The sequence below is a fragment of the Paraburkholderia sp. EG286B genome (assembly GCF_040965655.1).
Taxonomy (GTDB): Bacteria; Pseudomonadota; Gammaproteobacteria; order Burkholderiales; family Burkholderiaceae; genus Paraburkholderia.
On sequence record NZ_JBFRCF010000002.1, the window covers coordinates 1 to 15,583 of the forward strand.

A 15,583-nucleotide genomic window follows, 5' to 3' on the forward strand; every position below is an offset into this window, starting at 1 on the left:
GCGTCGGGCTGCCGGATTCTCGTGACGCTGCTGCACGAAATGCAGCGCCGCGATGCGAAGCGGGGTCTCGCCTCGCTGTGCATCGGCGGCGGCATGGGCGTGGCGCTCGCGCTCGAGCGCGCTTGATGTTGACTGCCGGGGTGGGCCGCTAGCGGTCCGTCCCGGCGCTTGTGACCAGCGGGGCGACCAAAAACCGCGAGCGGTGCAGGCGAAGGCAGGGGAAGGAGCGAGGCCGGTGCCGTCGAACGGCGCAGCCGGAAAACGATAATGGAGTGTGGTTTATGTCAGAGCGTATTGCGTATGTAACGGGCGGGATGGGCGGCATCGGCACGGGCATTTGCCAGCGCCTCGCCAAGCAAGGTTTCACGGTGGTCGCCGGTTGCGGCCCGCATTCGCCGCGCCGCGTGAAGTGGCTGGAAGATCAGAAGGCGCTCGGTTTCGACTTCGTGGCCTCGGAAGGCAACGTGGGCGACTGGGATTCGACGCGCCAGGCGTTCGACAAAGTCAAGGCCGAGGTCGGTGAAATCGACGTGCTCGTGAACAACGCCGGCATTACGCGCGACGTGGTCTTCCGCAAGATGACGCGCGAAGACTGGACGGCCGTGATCGACACCAATCTCACGAGCCTCTTCAACGTCACGAAGCAGGTGATCGACGGCATGGTCGAGCGCGGCTGGGGCCGCATCATCAATATCTCGTCAGTGAACGGCCAGAAGGGCCAGTTCGGGCAGACCAACTACTCCACGGCCAAGGCCGGCATTCACGGCTTCACGATGGCGCTGGCCCAGGAAGTGGCGACCAAGGGCGTGACGGTCAACACCGTTTCGCCGGGCTATATCGGTACGGACATGGTGAAGTCGATCCGTCCCGACGTGCTGGAAAAGATCGTTGCGACGATTCCCGTGCGCCGTCTCGGCGCGCCCGAGGAAATCGCGTCGATCGTGGCGTGGCTCGCGTCCGACGAGTCAGGCTTTGCAACCGGTGCTGACTTCTCGCTGAATGGCGGGTTGCACATGGGCTGATCCCGCGCGCAGCGCGCCTGCAGGGGACGCGCGAAGCCGGGATCGAGGACGGCAGCGGGCCTGTTTGCTCACCGGGGCAGGCCGTTTCCGGGCTAGACCAACGCGCGACGGCAATGGCCGCCGCGCGTTGGCGCTAACAAGGGCGACACATGACGACTACAAAGAAAACCGCCGAACGTCTCATCAAGAAATATCCGAATCGTCGGCTGTACGACACGGAGACGAGCACGTACATCACGTTGACGGACGTGAAGCAACTCGTGCTGGAGCAGGAGGAGTTCAAGGTCATCGACGCGAAGACCAACGAGGATCTGACGCGCAGCATCCTGCTGCAGATCATTCTCGAAGAGGAAAGCGGCGGTCTGCCGATGTTCTCGTCATCGATGCTGTCGCAGATCATCCGTTTCTATGGTCATGCGATGCAGGGCATGATGGGCACCTACCTGGAAAAGAACATCCAGGCGTTCATCGACATCCAGAACAAGCTCGCGGACCAGTCGAAGAGCCTCTACGAAGGCAACGCGATGAACCCCGAGGTCTGGTCGCAGTTCATGAACATGCAGGCGCCGATGATGCAGGGCATGATGACGAGCTACATCGAGCAGTCGAAGAACATGTTCGTGCAGATGCAGGAGCAGATGCAGAACCAGGCGAAGAACATGTTCAGCAGCTTCCCGTTCAAGCCCGCGACGCCGGGCGGCGCGGCGGCGCCGGCGCAGGGCGCACCCGAAGGCGGCGAGGAAGAGAAGAAGTAAGCGGCGCGGCGCACACGGCGGGTGGCGCGCGCCGGCAAGTCGCGGCGCGCTCTCGCATATCCGGCGCGCCGTGGCGGCGCGTTGCCGCGCGAGCGCCACACTTCGCGAGGCAGCGGGCGCAATGCCGCCGTCCTCATGTGTTCTCAGGCGCTTTGCAGATCGCGCAAGGCTTCAGGGTGCGCCACGGCCACCCGCAAAAGGGCTTGCGCAGCGCCGGTCGGCTGGCGCCGGCCTTGCTCCCAGTCCTGCAGCGTGCGCGTGGAAACGCCAAGCAGTGCCGCGAACGCGCTCTGCGAGAGGCCGGCGCTCGCACGTGCGAGCGCAGCGGCGGTGGGCTTGCGGCCGGTGACGCCCAACGCGCCACTCGAGGCGCCCCGGCGCGCTTTCAACCCGCGCACCGAGTCCAGCCGTTCAGCCTGCAACGGGTCCATTTTCTCGTTCATGTTGTCGCTCTCTCCGCACAACCGGTTCAGGCTGCGTTTGAGCGTGCTCCGTGCGCACGCGGCGAAAATTATCCGGATGCGCCGTTCGCAGGCGAGCAATAGCTGAACAAAGTTTGATTCTGTCCATATTCCATCCGACCCCGGCGCCACGGGGCGCACTCACCATGCTGCGCCGCACGATACGCCAAACGGGTAAAATGGCGGATTGGCTTGACCCCGCGCGGCGCTACTTTCGCCCTGCGCCCCACATCCGGACGTACACGTGAAAAACCCTGTTGAATCAACGACCTCCCGCAATCCTGCTCCGCGCGTCGGGATGGTTTCCCTCGGCTGCCCGAAGGCGCTTGTCGACTCCGAGCAGATCATTACCCAGCTGCGCGCCGAGGGTTACGAAATCTCGGGGTCTTACGACGGTGCGGATCTCGTGGTCGTCAACACCTGCGGCTTCATCGACGAAGCCGTGCAGGAGAGTCTCGACGCCATCGGCGAAGCGCTTTCCGAGAACGGCAAGGTGATCGTCACCGGCTGTCTCGGCAAGAAGGCGAGTGCGAGCGGCTCGAACCTGATCGAGGAAGTGCACCCGAAGGTGCTCGCCGTGACGGGCCCGCACGCCGTGGGCGAGGTCATGCAGGCCGTGCACAGCCACCTGCCCAAGCCGCACGATCCGTTTGTCGACCTCGTGCCGGCTGCGGGCATCAAGCTCACGCCGCGCCATTACGCGTACCTGAAGATCTCCGAAGGCTGCAATCACCGCTGCACGTTCTGCATCATCCCGTCGATGCGCGGCGACCTCGTGTCGCGCCCGGTCGCCGAGGTCATGCTCGAAGCGGAAAACCTCTTCAAGTCCGGCGTGAAGGAACTGCTCGTCATTTCGCAGGACACGAGCGCCTACGGCGTGGACGTGAAGTACCGCACCGGCTTCTGGAACGGCAAGCCGATCAAGACGCGCATGACCGACCTCGTCGCTGCACTGGGCGAGCTGGCCGCGCAATATGGCGCCTGGGTGCGCCTGCACTACGTCTACCCGTATCCGAGCGTGGACGAAGTCATTCCGATGATGGCCGAAGGTCCGTTCAAGGGCCACGTGCTGCCGTATCTCGATGTGCCGTTCCAGCACGCGCACCCCGAAGTGCTCAAGCGCATGAAGCGTCCCGCGAACGCGGAGAAGGTCATGGAGCGTGTGAAGGCCTGGCGCGAAGTGTGCCCCGATCTCACGATCCGCAGCACGTTCATCGCCGGCTTCCCCGGCGAGACCGAAGAGCAGTTCGAAACGCTGCTCGATTTCATCCGCGAGGCCGAACTCGACCGCGTGGGCTGCTTCGCCTATTCGCCGGTCGAAGGCGCAACGGCGAACGAACTCGACGGCGCGCTGCCCGACGAAGTGCGCGAGGAGCGCCGCGCGCGCTTCATGGAAGTGGCGGAGCAGGTCTCGGCTAAACGTATCCAGCGCAAGGTGGGCAAGACCCTCAAGGTGCTGATCGACGAGATCAACGCCGATGGCGGCATTGGCCGCACCGCGGCGGACGCGCCCGAGATCGACGGCGTGGTGTATGTCGCGCCGGCGACCAAGGCGTCGAAGCGCTACAAGGTCGGCGACTTCGTGTCGGTGAAGATCACCGGCGCGGATGGCCACGATCTCTGGGGCGAGGTCTGACCGGCATGACGAGCGTCGCCCCGCAAGTCCTCGCGTATGGCGAGGCCATGGTCGAGTTCAACCAGGCGTCGAAAGACCGTCCAGAGTATTTGCAGGGCTTTGGCGGCGACACCTCGAACTTTGCCATCGCGGCGGCTCGCCAGGGCGCACGCACGGGCTTCGTCTCGGCCGTCGGCGACGATCATTTCGGACGCCTCCTGACCGACCTGTGGACGCGCGAAGGCGTCGACACCTCGACGGTGCGGGTGGACGCCATGGCGCCCACGGGCGTCTACTTCGTCTCGCATGGCCCGGCCGGCCATGCCTTCGGCTATCTGCGCAAGGGCTCGGCCGCGAGCCGTTACACGCCGCGCGATCTGCCGCTCGACATCATCGCGGCTGCGCGCGTGCTGCATCTGTCCGGCATCAGCGTGGCGATCAGCGACAGCGCCTGCGACGCGGCGCTCGCCGCCGTCGAGCATGCGCGCGCCAACGGGGTGCGCGTGAGCTTCGACACCAACCTGCGCCTGAAGCTGTGGCCGCTCGCGCGAGCCCGCGCCGTGATGAACGAGGTGCTGCGGCTTACCGATATCTGCCTGCCCAGCTGGGACGACGTGGCCGTGCTCACGGGCCTCGACGATCGCGACGCGATCCTCGACTACCTGCTCGCGCGCGGTGCCCGCGTGATCGCGTTGAAGCTGGGCAAGGACGGCGCCTATGTGGCGACGCCCGACGAGCGGCGCGTCGTGCCGGGCCATGTGGTCGCGGCGGTGGACGCCACGGGCGCGGGCGACTGCTTCGGCGGCGCGTTCGTCGCGCGGCTCGCGGCCGGCGACGATCCGTTCGCCGCCGCGCGCTACGCGAACGCGGCCGCCGCGCTTTCGACGCTGGGTTTTGGCGCGGTTGCGCCGATCCCGTATCGCGAGGACGTCGAGCGCTTGCTTGCCGGGTAGCCCGCAAGCGAAGCGCATCAATAACAAGATTCATCCCTTCAGGAAGACGAGGAGCAAGACCATGGAACGCGAAGTAGTGGTGGCAAGCGGTGTGCGCACGGCAATCGGCGACTTCGGCGGCAGCCTGAAGGACTTCTCGCCGACGGATCTCGGCGCACGCGTGGTGCGCGAAGTGCTCTCGCGCGCGAACGTGGAAGGCGACGCGGTGGGCCACGTGGTGTTCGGCAACGTCGTGCACACCGAACCGAAGGACATGTATCTTGCGCGCGTGGCCGCCATCAACGGCGGCGTTGCCCAGCACGCGCCGGCCTTGACCGTGAACCGCCTGTGCGGCTCGGGCCTGCAGGCGATCGTTTCGGCCGCGCAAACCATTCTGCTCGGCGACGCCGACATCGCGATCGGCGGCGGCGCGGAAAACATGAGCCGTGCGCCTTACTCGATGCCGGCCGCGCGTTTCGGCCAGCGCGTGGGCGACACGCAGCTCGTCGACATGATGATCGGCGCGCTGCACGACCCGTTCCAGACGATCCACATGGGCGTGACGGCGGAAAACGTCGCGAAGAAGTTCGGCATCACGCGCGAGGCGCAGGACGCGCTCGCGCTCGAATCCCATCGCCGCGCCGAGCGTGCGATCGCCGAAGGCCGCTTCAAGGATCAGATCCTGCCCATCTCGATCAAGTCGAAGAAGGGCGAAGTGCTGTTCGACGCCGACGAGCACGTGCGCCACGGCGCGACGCTCGAGGACTTCTCGAAGCTCAAGCCCGTGTTCGCGAAGGAGAACGGCACGGTCACGGCGGGCAACGCGTCGGGCATCAACGACGCCGCTGCCGCGGTGCTGCTAATGAGCGCGGACGCTGCCCGCGCGCGCGGCGTGAAGCCGCTCGCGCGCCTCGTCTCGTACGCGCATGCGGGCGTCGATCCGGCGTACATGGGCATCGGCCCCGTGCCGGCCACGCAGAAGGCGCTCGAGCGCGCGGGTCTCAAGGTCAGCGACCTCGACGTGATCGAAGCCAACGAAGCCTTCGCGGCGCAGGCCTGTGCGGTGTCGCAGGAGCTCGGGCTCGACCCGGCCAGGGTCAATCCCAACGGCTCGGGCATCTCGCTCGGCCATCCGATCGGTGCGACCGGTGCGCTCATCACCGTGAAGGCGCTTTATGAACTGCAGCGTATCGGCGGCCGCTACGCGCTCGTGACGATGTGCATCGGCGGCGGCCAGGGCATTGCGGCCATCTTCGAACGGATTTGACGCCGACTCGTGACGTGCGGCTCGCGCCAGTCCGCTGTGCAAGTGAAGGAAGGATGCAGATGGAAGTATTGACGCAAGCACAGCGGCCGCCGCGCGCGGCCGCCCGACAGGGCCGCGCCACCCGGGCGCGCGGCTGGCTCGTGGCCGTGGCCGCCGCGGCCATGGTCCTCGCGCTGCCGCTCGCGGCGAGCGCGCAGGACGCAGGCGCTGCGCCGCCGGTCAAATCCACGCTCAAGCCGAACCCCGAATTCGCGAAGCTGCCGCAATACGTCGGCACGCTCGGCCAGCGTCAGATCGTCATGCGCCTCGGCGCCAAGGCCGGCGACGACGATCCGACCGGCGTGCATGGCGAATACCAGTTCACGGACACCGGCGAGGTGATCCTGATCGCCGGCGACCGCGCGGACGCCACGCTCGAAGCCGAAGACTCGAACGACGGCACGCATATCACCGGCAACTGGGTGGGCACGTTCGCCGAGGACGGCTCGCTTTCGGGCGACCGCATGGACCCGGACGATTCCCACCCCGTGCCGTTCGATCTGAAGCGGCTCGCGGCGGGGGCCTCGGCGCCGGCCGTCACGACCGGCGCGGCAAGTGCGAGCGCGTCGACCCCGAACGGCGCGCATGCCGTGAACGGCGTGAGCAATCTCGTCATCGGGCAATAAGCGCCGCCGCGGGTGTTACTCTTCGGTATGCGGCGTCGCACGCGCCACTGCGCGAGCCGCGCGCCGCAACGCCACCGCGCCTTTATCCGAATTCGTTCCGACATGACCAAATCCGACTCCAGCCGCGCCTTGCAGACGCGCATGGTTCACCCGCAAGACGACCTCACGCCCGGCTTCGAGTCGTTTGCCGCGCCAGTCACGCGGGCTTCGACCGTGGTGTTTCCCGACCTCGCTTCGGTGCGCGCGCTCGACTGGCGCAACGACGCGCAATGGCGCTACGGCCTGCACGCCACGCCCACCTCGGCCATGCTGCAAAAGCGCATCGCCGAGATCGAGGGCGGCGAGCATGCGCTGCTGCAACCCTCGGGTCTCTCGGCCATCTCGAACGTCTACTTCGGTCTGCTGAAGACGGGCGACGACGTGCTGATCCCCGATAACGTCTATTCGCCGAACCGCGACCACGGCGACTGGCTCGCACGGGATTTCGGCCTGACGGCGCGCTATTACGATCCGATGATCGGCGCGGGCATCGCCGAGCTGATCCAGCCGAACACGAAGCTGATCTGGCTGGAAGCGCCCGGCTCGGTGACGATGGAAGTGCCCGACGTGCGCGCGATCACGACGGCGGCGCGCGCGCGCAACGTCGTGACGGCGATCGACAATACGTGGTCGGCGGGCCTCGCGTTCAAGCCGTTCGAGCACGGCATCGACATCTCGGTGCAGGCGCTCACCAAATATCAGTCGGGCGGCAGCGACGTGCTGATGGGCGCGACCATCACGGCCGACCGCGATCTCTATCTCAAGCTCAAGGCCGCGCGCATGCGCCTTGGCATCGGCGTCTCGGTCGACGACTGCTCGCTCGTGCTGCGCGGGCTGCCGAGCATGAAGGCGCGCTTCGAGGCGCACGATCGCACCGCGCTCGGACTCGCGAGCTGGCTCAAGACCCGCCCCGAAATCGCGGCGATGCTGCACCCGGCGTTTGAAGACTGCCCCGGCCACGAGTTCTACAAGCGCGACTTCACGGGCGCGGGCGGTCTCTTTTCCGTGGTGTTCGACGAGCGCTATAGCGCGGCGCAGATCGACACGTTCTGCGAGTCGCTCGAACTCTTCGCGCTGGGCTGGAGCTGGGGCGGGGCGCATAGCCTGGCAATGCCGTACGACGTCGGTTCGATGCGCACGGCTGCGAGCTGGCCGCATCGCGGCACGCTGGTGCGTTTCTACATCGGTCTCGAAGACGAAGCCGACCTGCGCGCCGATATCGAGCGCTCGCTCGCGAGGCTCGCGGAAAAAACAAGTACGCCTGAATAACCTGTACAAAGCCACAACGGCCGCTCGCGTCCACAAGGACACGAGCGGCCGTTGGCGTATCTGAGCGCCGCGAAAGCCGAATCAGAACAGACGCAGCAAGCCGTCGAGCCCGACGAAGTTGAACGCGACGCTCGCGGCCTCTCGCACCACGGGCTTCGCTCGGAATGCGACCGACAAACCGGCCGCGCCCATCATCTTGAGGTCGTTCGAGCCGTCGCCCATCGCGATTGCGCGGCGCGGGTCGATGCCGATTTCGGCACAGGTTTCGGCGAGCGTACGCGCCTTCACGTCGGCGTTGACGATCTCGCCCGTCACGCGGCCCGTGAGCTTGCCGTCGACGATTTCGAGCGTGTTCGCGCGCGTGTAGTCGAGCCCGAGCCGCGCTTTCAGGCGCTCGGTGAAGAACGTGAAGCCGCCGGAAACGAGCAGCGTCTTCAGCCCTGCGGCCTTCGCGCCCGCGAGCATGCGCTCGGCGCCCGGCGAGAGCTGCAGGCGTTCCTCGTAGACACGCTCCAGGGCGCTCGCGTCGAGCCCCTCGAGCAGCGCCACGCGGCGCGTGAGGCTCTCGTTGAAGTCCTTGATCTCGCCGCGCATCGAGGCTTCGGTGATCGCCGCGACCTCGGCCTTCAGGCCGCAGAAGTCGGCGATCTCGTCGATGCATTCGATCGTGATGAGCGTCGAGTCCATGTCCATCGCCAGCAGGCCGAAATCGGCCAGCGCGCGGCCGGCGTCGACGAACGCATAGTCGAGTTGATGCGTGCCGCAGTAGACCTCGAGATCGGCGCGCTGGGCCGGCTCGGCGTTCTCGATGCGCAGCGCATGGGCGTCGATCGGCGCGAGGCGGCTGCCGCGGGCGAGGCCGAGGAGCGGCTTGTGATGGACGGTGTCGAGCGGGGCGGGACTCTGGATGACGAGGTTCATGGCAGGACGGGCAAAGCCGACGCACGGCGTCGTCGGATCGATCGGATGAAAAAGGGCGCAGTCGCGCGTGTGCGTGCAAGACCCCGCAATGCACCCTGCAGTGCGCGGCAAAGCCCGTCATTGTAACGTCCCGCCGACCGTTGCGGTCGCCTGTGCCATCCGGCGCGCTTGCGCGCCTGGCGGATACTTCCCCGTTTTTGGCGGGCGTTTGCGAACACCTTGCAGCGACGAAAGCGGCCATTCGAGGCACAATGAAAGCTCATGCGGCGATCCGACGGGGGCGCCCGCCGCGTGTCGTCAACCGAACGTGTCGCGACTCGCGTCGCGCGACGCGTCATGTGCGCCAAGGCGCCAGGGGAACCGGTATGCAGGACGCCCGCAAGGCCCCAACCACGACATCTGCCCGAACGCCGCGCGGCGAGCGGGCCCCGACATCGGACGCCGCCGCACCGGCCACGCCTGGCGCGTCCGTGCACCGCTTGCCTCGTAGCGCCCGGCGTCGGCGCGACGACTCCGCCGACAGCGAAATCGACGGCATACGCATCACGAGCGCAAGGCGCGTCATCGATGCGGACAGCGGCACGCACAAGCTCGAACTCGTGCGCTACTACGAGCGCGCCGCGCGCTGGATCCTGCCGCATCTGCGCGATCGCCCCGTGTCGCTCGTGCGCGCACCGCGCGGCCTGAGCGGCGAGATGTTCTTCCAGCGCCACCGCGCTCGCGCGCCGCTGCCCGAACTCACCGAACACGAAGGGCTCGACCCGGGCCATCCGCCACTGCTCACGATCGATACGGCGCGAGCGCTGGTGAGCGCCGCGCAGATGGACGTCATCGAACTGCATACCTGGAACGCCTGTGTCCACGACATCGAGCGGCCCGATCGGGTCGTGTTCGACCTCGACCCCGATCCGGCGCTGGGCTGGGACCGCATGATCGAGGCGGCGCAGTCCACGCGCGCCTTGCTTGCCGAACTGCGGCTCGAATCGTTCTGCAAGACGAGCGGCGGCAAGGGGCTGCATATCGTCGTGCCGCTCACGCCGGAGGCGGGCTGGGACGACGCGAAGGCGTTCGCCCGAGCGGTTGCGCAGCATCTGGCCTCGGTCTGGCCCACGCAGATCACGGCCACCATGGGCCCCGAACACCGCAAGAAGAAGATCTTCGTCGACTATCTGCGCAATGCGCGCGGCGCGAGCACGGCGCTCGCGTATGGCGTGCGGGCGCGGCCGGGCATGGGCGTGTCCGTGCCGATCGGCTGGGACGAACTGGAGGCGACGACGGGCGGCGCGCAATGGACGCTCGCGACGATCGACGCGCGCCTCGCGCAGATCGAGCAAGCCGATCCCTGGGCGGCCTATGGGCGCGTGCGCCAGACGTTGACGGCGGAGCTGACGCTGGGTCTCGAAACCGCCGGCAAGTAGCGGCGCGAGGTGAGGGTTTGCGCGTGCCGTGTATGCACGACGAGTCGGCGATGCAGACGACGCCCGGCGCCATCCGCGCGCTGTCGCACGGCAAGCAAATTGCTGGCGATGACAAGCAGGATAAAACCTGGTCCGTTCGATGCATGTGCTCGGCGCAAGGCGGCGCGCAGCGCGCTAGACTGCTAACAGACCATCCGCCGCACGAGCGCGGAGCGTCGTACCTGGCGTTGCGCGGCTCGCCGCGTTCGTTGCGTACGCCGCTTTTCGCTTGCGGGCGCGGCCGTTCCCGCCAGGAGGTGACGCATGCCTTGCCGCAGCTCCCGCCATACTCGCCGCCGCCAAGCGGCGTTCGTCCAGTTTGTCCTCGCCGCTTCCTGCGCGCTCGCGTTGCCGGCATTCGCGGCTACGCCGATCACGGTCACCTCGAAGGCCGCAACCGACGGACCGATCCGCTATACCGTGCGGGTCGCGTCGAAGGCGTTCGGCGACGCCCAGGAGACCCGCACACTGCGCTCGGGCGATACCGACGACTTCACCTGGCGCACCACGCCGCCCGGCGGTGCGGTGGCGACGCCGCAAGGCTGCCCGGACTATGCCTCGCTGCCGCTCGACGCGAACGGCGCGATGGTCCGGCAGACCCAGGTGCGTCTCGCGCCCATCGTCGCGAGCAGCGGCACGGCCACCGTGCAGGTGAGCTTCCGCGCCCAGGCGCCGCACGGCACGCAGTCGGTGTCGAGCAACGGCGCGTCGATCACGTGCCCCGCCGTGGTCGCGCATAGCGAGGTCGCGCACCTCACGATGCCCACCAACGGCACCGCGAAGACGCTCAAGCTCAGCGACGGCACGCAAATCACGATCTCGGCGCAGCGCTAGGGCGCGCCTTGAGAGCGGGAGGGCCGGCGAGGCGCAAAGCGCACGCCGGCCGCGTACGGCGCCCAGGTCTTAAGCGCGTGCCTTGCGCTCGATGAGCCGCGCAACCAGAAAGCGATGCTGCGGCGAGAACAGGCGCCGGTACGCGAGCAGCACCGCGCCCACCGTGCCGAGCGCCGACGAAGCCGCGATCAGGAACATGATCACGATCTGATAGCGCACGGCCTGTAGCGGCGATTGCCCCGCGAGCACCTGGCCCGTCATCATGCCGGGCAGGCTCACCACGCCGACCACGGCCATCTGGTTGAGCGTCGGGATCATGCCGGCGCGCACGGCCTCGCGGGCGCTCGCCTGCGCGGCTTCCCAGCGCGTCGCGCCCAGCGCGAGCGCGCTCTCCACACGGTCGCGCCGCGCGGTCAGCTCCTGCATCATGCGCTCCACGCCGAGCGACACCCCCGTCAGCGTGTTGCCGAGAATCATGCCGAGGATCGGAATCGCATATTGCGGTTCGTACCACGGCCGGATGCGGATCACCACGAAGAGCCCGACTGCCGCGACGAGCCACGCGCTCACCCAGATCGACACGATGCTGTCCGCGCGCTGCCCGCCATAGGTGCGTGCGCCGCGCTGCGCCCCCGCAAAGCCCGCGATCAGCGTCATGAGTACCATGAGCGGCAGCACGACGTACCAGCGGTTGAACGCGAACACCCAGCCGAGCACGTAGCCGATCGCGAGCAGCTGCACGACGGTGCGCACGGCGGCCCACGCCAGCTTGCGTTCGAGGTCGAGCTTGAGCAGCACGGAGACCGCGCCGTTGACGAACACGAGCAGCGCCGCAATGGCGACGTCGCCGATGCCGAGGTTCTGCAGCACGCCCGGGCTCATTGTGCGGCTCCCTGTATGAATGCCGCGCGCGTGGCGGGTTGTTCGAGCACCCCCGCGCGCATCGTCAGATGCCGCGCGCCCACGCGCTGTGCCTGGGCGGGATCGTGCGAGACCCAGACCGTCGCGCGCGCCGTGCGCGCCTCATCGAACCAGCCGGCGACGAGCGCTTCGACGGCGCGCGCCGATTCGGGGTCGAGAGACGCGGTCGGCTCGTCGAGCAGCAGCGCTTCGGGATCGAGCTGGAGCACGCGCACGAGCGCCACGATCTGCGCTTCGCCGCCCGACAGCTCGGCAGTGTCGCGCGCGAGGAAGTCGCTGGAACGGCCGGTGGCGGCAAAGAGCGCGCCCGCGCGCGCCGGGTCGAATCGCACGTCGCGGTAGACCGCTAGCGTGTAGGGGTAGCGCAGATTGTCCTCGACGCTGCCGTCCAGCAGCGCGGGCCGCTGCCGCAGGTACGCAATATGCCGCCGATAGTGGACAATGCGCCCGCGCGTGACCGCTTCGCCATGCCAGCGCACGTCGCCGCCATCGAGCGGATCGAGCAGCGCGAGCGCGCGCAGGAACACGCTCTTGCCGGAGCCGGACGGTCCCGTCAGCACGGCGCGCTCGCCCGCCTGCAGGGCGAAATCGGTGGGATGCAGCAGCCACTGGCCGCGTTGCGCGTCGCGCCGGGCGATCTGGTGCGCCTCGACGAGCGGCGCACCATCGGCTTGGGGTGGGGGAACTGGGTTGTGCTCGAGCATCGAAAGATTGCAAACAGGGCCGGCATACAGGTCGTGCGAGGCAGTCATGCCGATGCAACCGGGCACGCTGACTGCTCTTGCGGTAGTGCAACATGGCAGGCCATACAACAACGCATAACGTGGAGTACGCATGACGTCACCGCAGCCCAAGCCTTTCCGCCTTGGCCGCACGCTCGCCAGGATCATCGCATGGCTCGTCGCGGTTGTCGTCGTGTTGATTGCCGTCCTCGTCGTCTTCATCCTGACGTTCGACTGGAACCACGCCAAGCCCTACGTGAACGAGAAGGTCACCGAGGCCATCGGGCGGCCGTTCGCGATCGAAGGCGATCTCAAGGTGGGCTGGCAGCGGCCGCCCGGCGAAACGGGCTGGCGCGCGTGGGTGCCCTGGCCGCGTTTTTCCGCCACGCAGATCCAGATCGCCAATCCCGACTGGACGAAGTCCCCGCAGTTCGCCACGCTCGACGAAATCGATTTCGAGGTGGCCGTGCTGCCGCTGCTCGCGCACGACATCGTGATTCCGGCCATCAATCTCGTGAATCCGTCCATCGACGTCGAGCGCCTCGTCGACGGGCGCAACAACTGGACCTTCAAGCTGCCCGCCTCGAGCGGACCGTCGACGTGGCGGCTCAATCTGCACGACATCATGTTCTCGAGCGGCAGGATCGCCGTGAGCGACCAGCAGACGAAAACCGACGTAAAGATCGTGGTGACCCTGCTCGGGCACGGCATCCCGATCGGCAAGGTGATGGAGGAGCAGGAAGCGGCGTCGCGCCAGGGCTCCGCGCAGGTCATTGGGCGCGCCGGGGCGAACCGGCTGACGCAGCAGGTCAACAAGGAGCAGGCTTCGGAGGCGGCGGCCGCCAGCGCGGCCAGCGAGGGGAGCGGCGCGGCGGCTTCGGGCGTGCCGGCGCCCGCGAGTGTTGCCGGCGCAACCACGGGCGCGTCGGGCGCAACAAGCGCGCCTGCAGCCGGCTCGCCGGCGCTCGCCGCGAGCGCAGCGAGCAGCGCCAGCGGCGCCGGCGCCGGCGTCGGCTCGGGCGCGGCGCCCGTGCAGCCGCCCGTGAAACAGCCGTTTTACGCGATCGGCTGGACGATCAAGGGCACCTATGGCAAGACGGCGCTTTCGGGCGACGGCAAGCTCGGCGGTGTGCTCGCCCTGCAGGACGCGAAGCGTCCGTTCCCGATCCAGGCCGACGTGCGCGTGGGCGACATGCACATCGCGCTGGTCGGCACGGTCACTGACCCGATGCATCTGGCCGCCGTCGATCTGCGCCTGTGGCTGCAGGGGCAAAGCTTGGCGCACCTTTACAACCTAACCGGCGTGACGCTGCCCGAAACGCCGCCGTATGCCACCGACGGCCGCTTCGTCGGCAATTTCAGGCGCGGCGCGAGCGTGTTCCGCTATGAGAACTTCACGGGGCGCGTGGGCGGCAGCGATCTGAACGGCACGGTGGTCTACCAGCAACGCACGCCACGGCCGCTTTTGACCGGCGAGCTGGTCTCGAACCTGCTGCAGTTCTCGGACCTCGCGCCGATCATCGGCGCCGACAGCCGTGCCAGCAAGCAAAAGCGCGGCGATACCGTGCCCCAGCCAGCCGATCGCGTGATCCCGGTCGAACAGTTCCGCACCGACCGCTGGAACGCGATCGACGCCGACGTCAAGTTCACGGGCCGGCGCATCATCAAGCAGGGCAGCCTGCCGGTTCAGGACCTCTACACGCACGTCGTGATGACCAACGGCGTGCTCGTGCTCGACCCGCTGCAGTTCGGCGTGGCAGGCGGCACGTTCGGCACGCGGCTGAACCTGGACGGCAGCGGCGCGCCGCTCAAGGCGCGCGGCACGCTGGAGGCGCGCCACCTGAAGCTCAAGCAGCTCTTCCCGAACTTCAAGACGATGCAGTCGGCGCTCGGCGAGATCAACGGCGACGCCTCGCTCACGGCGACCGGCAACTCCCCGGCGGCGCTCGCGGCGACCTCGAACGGCGAGGTGAAGCTGCTCGTCACGCAGGGCACGATCAGTATGCTGCTCATGGAGGCGGCGGGCCTGAACGTGGCCAACGTGGTCTACGAAAAGCTGTTCGGCTCGCGCGACGTGAATATCAATTGCGCGGCGGCCGACTTCGTCGCGACCAACGGCGTGCTCGATCCGCGCGTGTTCGCGCTCGACACCGACGATGCCGTGATCAATATCGACGGCCCGATCGATCTGCGCGACGAGTCGATGAACATGAAGGTCCACCCGCACACCAAGGGCTTCCGCATTTTCACGCTGCGCTCGCCGCTCTACGTGAAGGGCACCTTCAAGAACCCGCACGTGGGCGTGGATGCGACGGCGCTCGCGCTGCGCGGCGGCGCGATGATCGGGCTCGGGCTGATCAACCCGTTCGCCGCGCTGATTCCGCTCATCGCGCCGAGCAACAACAAGCCGCTGCCGTGCGACACGCTGTTCGCACAGATGCATCAGCATCCCGTGGCGCCGCCGCCGGGCCAGAAAATGCACGCGCTGCCGAGGCCCGACCTCGGCAGCGCCGGCACGGGCGCGAGCGCGGCTGCGGCGACTGACAAGGCCGGCAAGGGCGATAAAGGTGACAAGGGCGCGAAAGCGGGCCCGGCCACGCGCAACGCGCCGTCGCCGGCCTCGGCGGGCAAGCCGACCCAAGGGCAGGAGCCGCTCTACAAGGGAAGCTGATTCGGCAAGCGGACGCGAAAACCACTGCGCCG

General features: G+C 67.7%; 14 protein-coding genes and 1 pseudogene. 11 read left to right on the top strand and 4 right to left on the bottom strand.

From position 1 onward, the window contains the following. The 3 genes and pseudogenes from AB4Y42_RS03380 to phaR form a co-directional block, all read left to right on the top strand. A pseudogene (locus AB4Y42_RS03380) lies at positions 1-126 on the top strand (acetyl-CoA C-acetyltransferase); the annotation flags it as partial. Between the two features lie 155 nt (positions 127-281). Further along, the gene (locus AB4Y42_RS03385) at positions 282-1,022 is read left to right on the top strand and encodes a 3-ketoacyl-ACP reductase (protein ID WP_028206947.1); all 741 of its coding nucleotides are present in this window, start codon (positions 282-284) and stop codon (positions 1,020-1,022) included. A 149-nt stretch (positions 1,023-1,171) separates the two neighbouring features. After that, positions 1,172-1,777, top strand: a complete 606-nt coding sequence (gene phaR / locus AB4Y42_RS03390; protein WP_342923883.1) for a polyhydroxyalkanoate synthesis repressor PhaR — start codon at positions 1,172-1,174, stop codon at positions 1,775-1,777. A 143-nt stretch (positions 1,778-1,920) separates the two neighbouring features. Here phaR and AB4Y42_RS03395 read toward each other — a convergent pair whose 3' ends face one another. Beyond that, entirely contained in the window at positions 1,921-2,220 is a 300-nt protein-coding gene (locus AB4Y42_RS03395) for a helix-turn-helix domain-containing protein (RefSeq protein WP_368693409.1), read from the bottom strand. A 316-nt stretch (positions 2,221-2,536) separates the two neighbouring features. Here AB4Y42_RS03395 and rimO point away from each other — a divergent pair, with 316 nt between their 5' ends. From rimO to AB4Y42_RS03420, 5 genes are all read left to right on the top strand, one after another. Next, a complete protein-coding gene (gene rimO, locus AB4Y42_RS03400) occupies positions 2,537-3,874 on the top strand; it encodes a 30S ribosomal protein S12 methylthiotransferase RimO (RefSeq protein WP_368693410.1) in 1,338 nt (445 codons plus the stop codon). A 5-nt stretch (positions 3,875-3,879) separates the two neighbouring features. After that, positions 3,880-4,806, top strand: a complete 927-nt coding sequence (locus AB4Y42_RS03405) for a sugar kinase (protein ID WP_368693411.1) — start codon at positions 3,880-3,882, stop codon at positions 4,804-4,806. A 61-nt stretch (positions 4,807-4,867) separates the two neighbouring features. Further along, entirely contained in the window at positions 4,868-6,052 is a 1,185-nt protein-coding gene (gene bktB / locus AB4Y42_RS03410; protein WP_368693412.1) for a beta-ketothiolase BktB, read from the top strand. Positions 6,053-6,111: 59 nt separating this feature from the next. Beyond that, positions 6,112-6,717 (top strand): hypothetical protein, encoded by a 606-nt coding sequence (locus tag AB4Y42_RS03415; protein WP_368685963.1) that lies wholly within the window; start codon positions 6,112-6,114, stop codon positions 6,715-6,717. A 102-nt stretch (positions 6,718-6,819) separates the two neighbouring features. Beyond that, positions 6,820-8,025, top strand: a complete 1,206-nt coding sequence (locus AB4Y42_RS03420) for a cystathionine beta-lyase (RefSeq protein ID WP_368685964.1) — start codon at positions 6,820-6,822, stop codon at positions 8,023-8,025. Between the two features lie 81 nt (positions 8,026-8,106). Here AB4Y42_RS03420 and serB read toward each other — a convergent pair whose 3' ends face one another. Then, a complete protein-coding gene (serB, locus tag AB4Y42_RS03425; protein WP_368685965.1) occupies positions 8,107-8,946 on the bottom strand; it encodes a phosphoserine phosphatase SerB in 840 nt (279 codons plus the stop codon). 470 nt (positions 8,947-9,416) lie between these two features. On the opposite strand from serB, the gene ligD reads away from it, so the two are divergent. Both ligD and AB4Y42_RS03435 read left to right on the top strand, forming a co-directional pair. Continuing rightward, positions 9,417-10,364 carry a non-homologous end-joining DNA ligase gene (gene ligD / locus AB4Y42_RS03430; RefSeq protein ID WP_368693413.1) on the top strand — a complete coding sequence of 316 codons (948 nt, stop codon included), beginning with the start codon at positions 9,417-9,419 and terminating at the stop codon, positions 10,362-10,364. A gap of 303 nt (positions 10,365-10,667) precedes the next feature. Continuing rightward, the gene (locus AB4Y42_RS03435; protein ID WP_368685967.1) at positions 10,668-11,237 is read left to right on the top strand and encodes a DUF6013 family protein; all 570 of its coding nucleotides are present in this window, start codon (positions 10,668-10,670) and stop codon (positions 11,235-11,237) included. Positions 11,238-11,306: 69 nt separating this feature from the next. Here AB4Y42_RS03435 and fetB read toward each other — a convergent pair whose 3' ends face one another. Both fetB and AB4Y42_RS03445 read right to left on the bottom strand, forming a co-directional pair. Continuing rightward, positions 11,307-12,119 carry an iron export ABC transporter permease subunit FetB gene (gene fetB / locus AB4Y42_RS03440; protein ID WP_324159704.1) on the bottom strand — a complete coding sequence of 271 codons (813 nt, stop codon included), beginning with the start codon at positions 12,117-12,119 and terminating at the stop codon, positions 11,307-11,309. Then, positions 12,116-12,862 (bottom strand): ATP-binding cassette domain-containing protein, encoded by a 747-nt coding sequence (locus tag AB4Y42_RS03445; RefSeq protein WP_368693649.1) that lies wholly within the window; start codon positions 12,860-12,862, stop codon positions 12,116-12,118. Before AB4Y42_RS03445 ends, fetB begins: the two co-directional genes overlap by 4 nt. A gap of 130 nt (positions 12,863-12,992) precedes the next feature. Between AB4Y42_RS03445 and AB4Y42_RS03450 the strand changes: the two genes are divergently transcribed. After that, the gene (locus AB4Y42_RS03450) at positions 12,993-15,551 is read left to right on the top strand and encodes an AsmA family protein (protein ID WP_368693414.1); all 2,559 of its coding nucleotides are present in this window, start codon (positions 12,993-12,995) and stop codon (positions 15,549-15,551) included. Positions 15,552-15,583 lie beyond the last annotated feature (32 nt).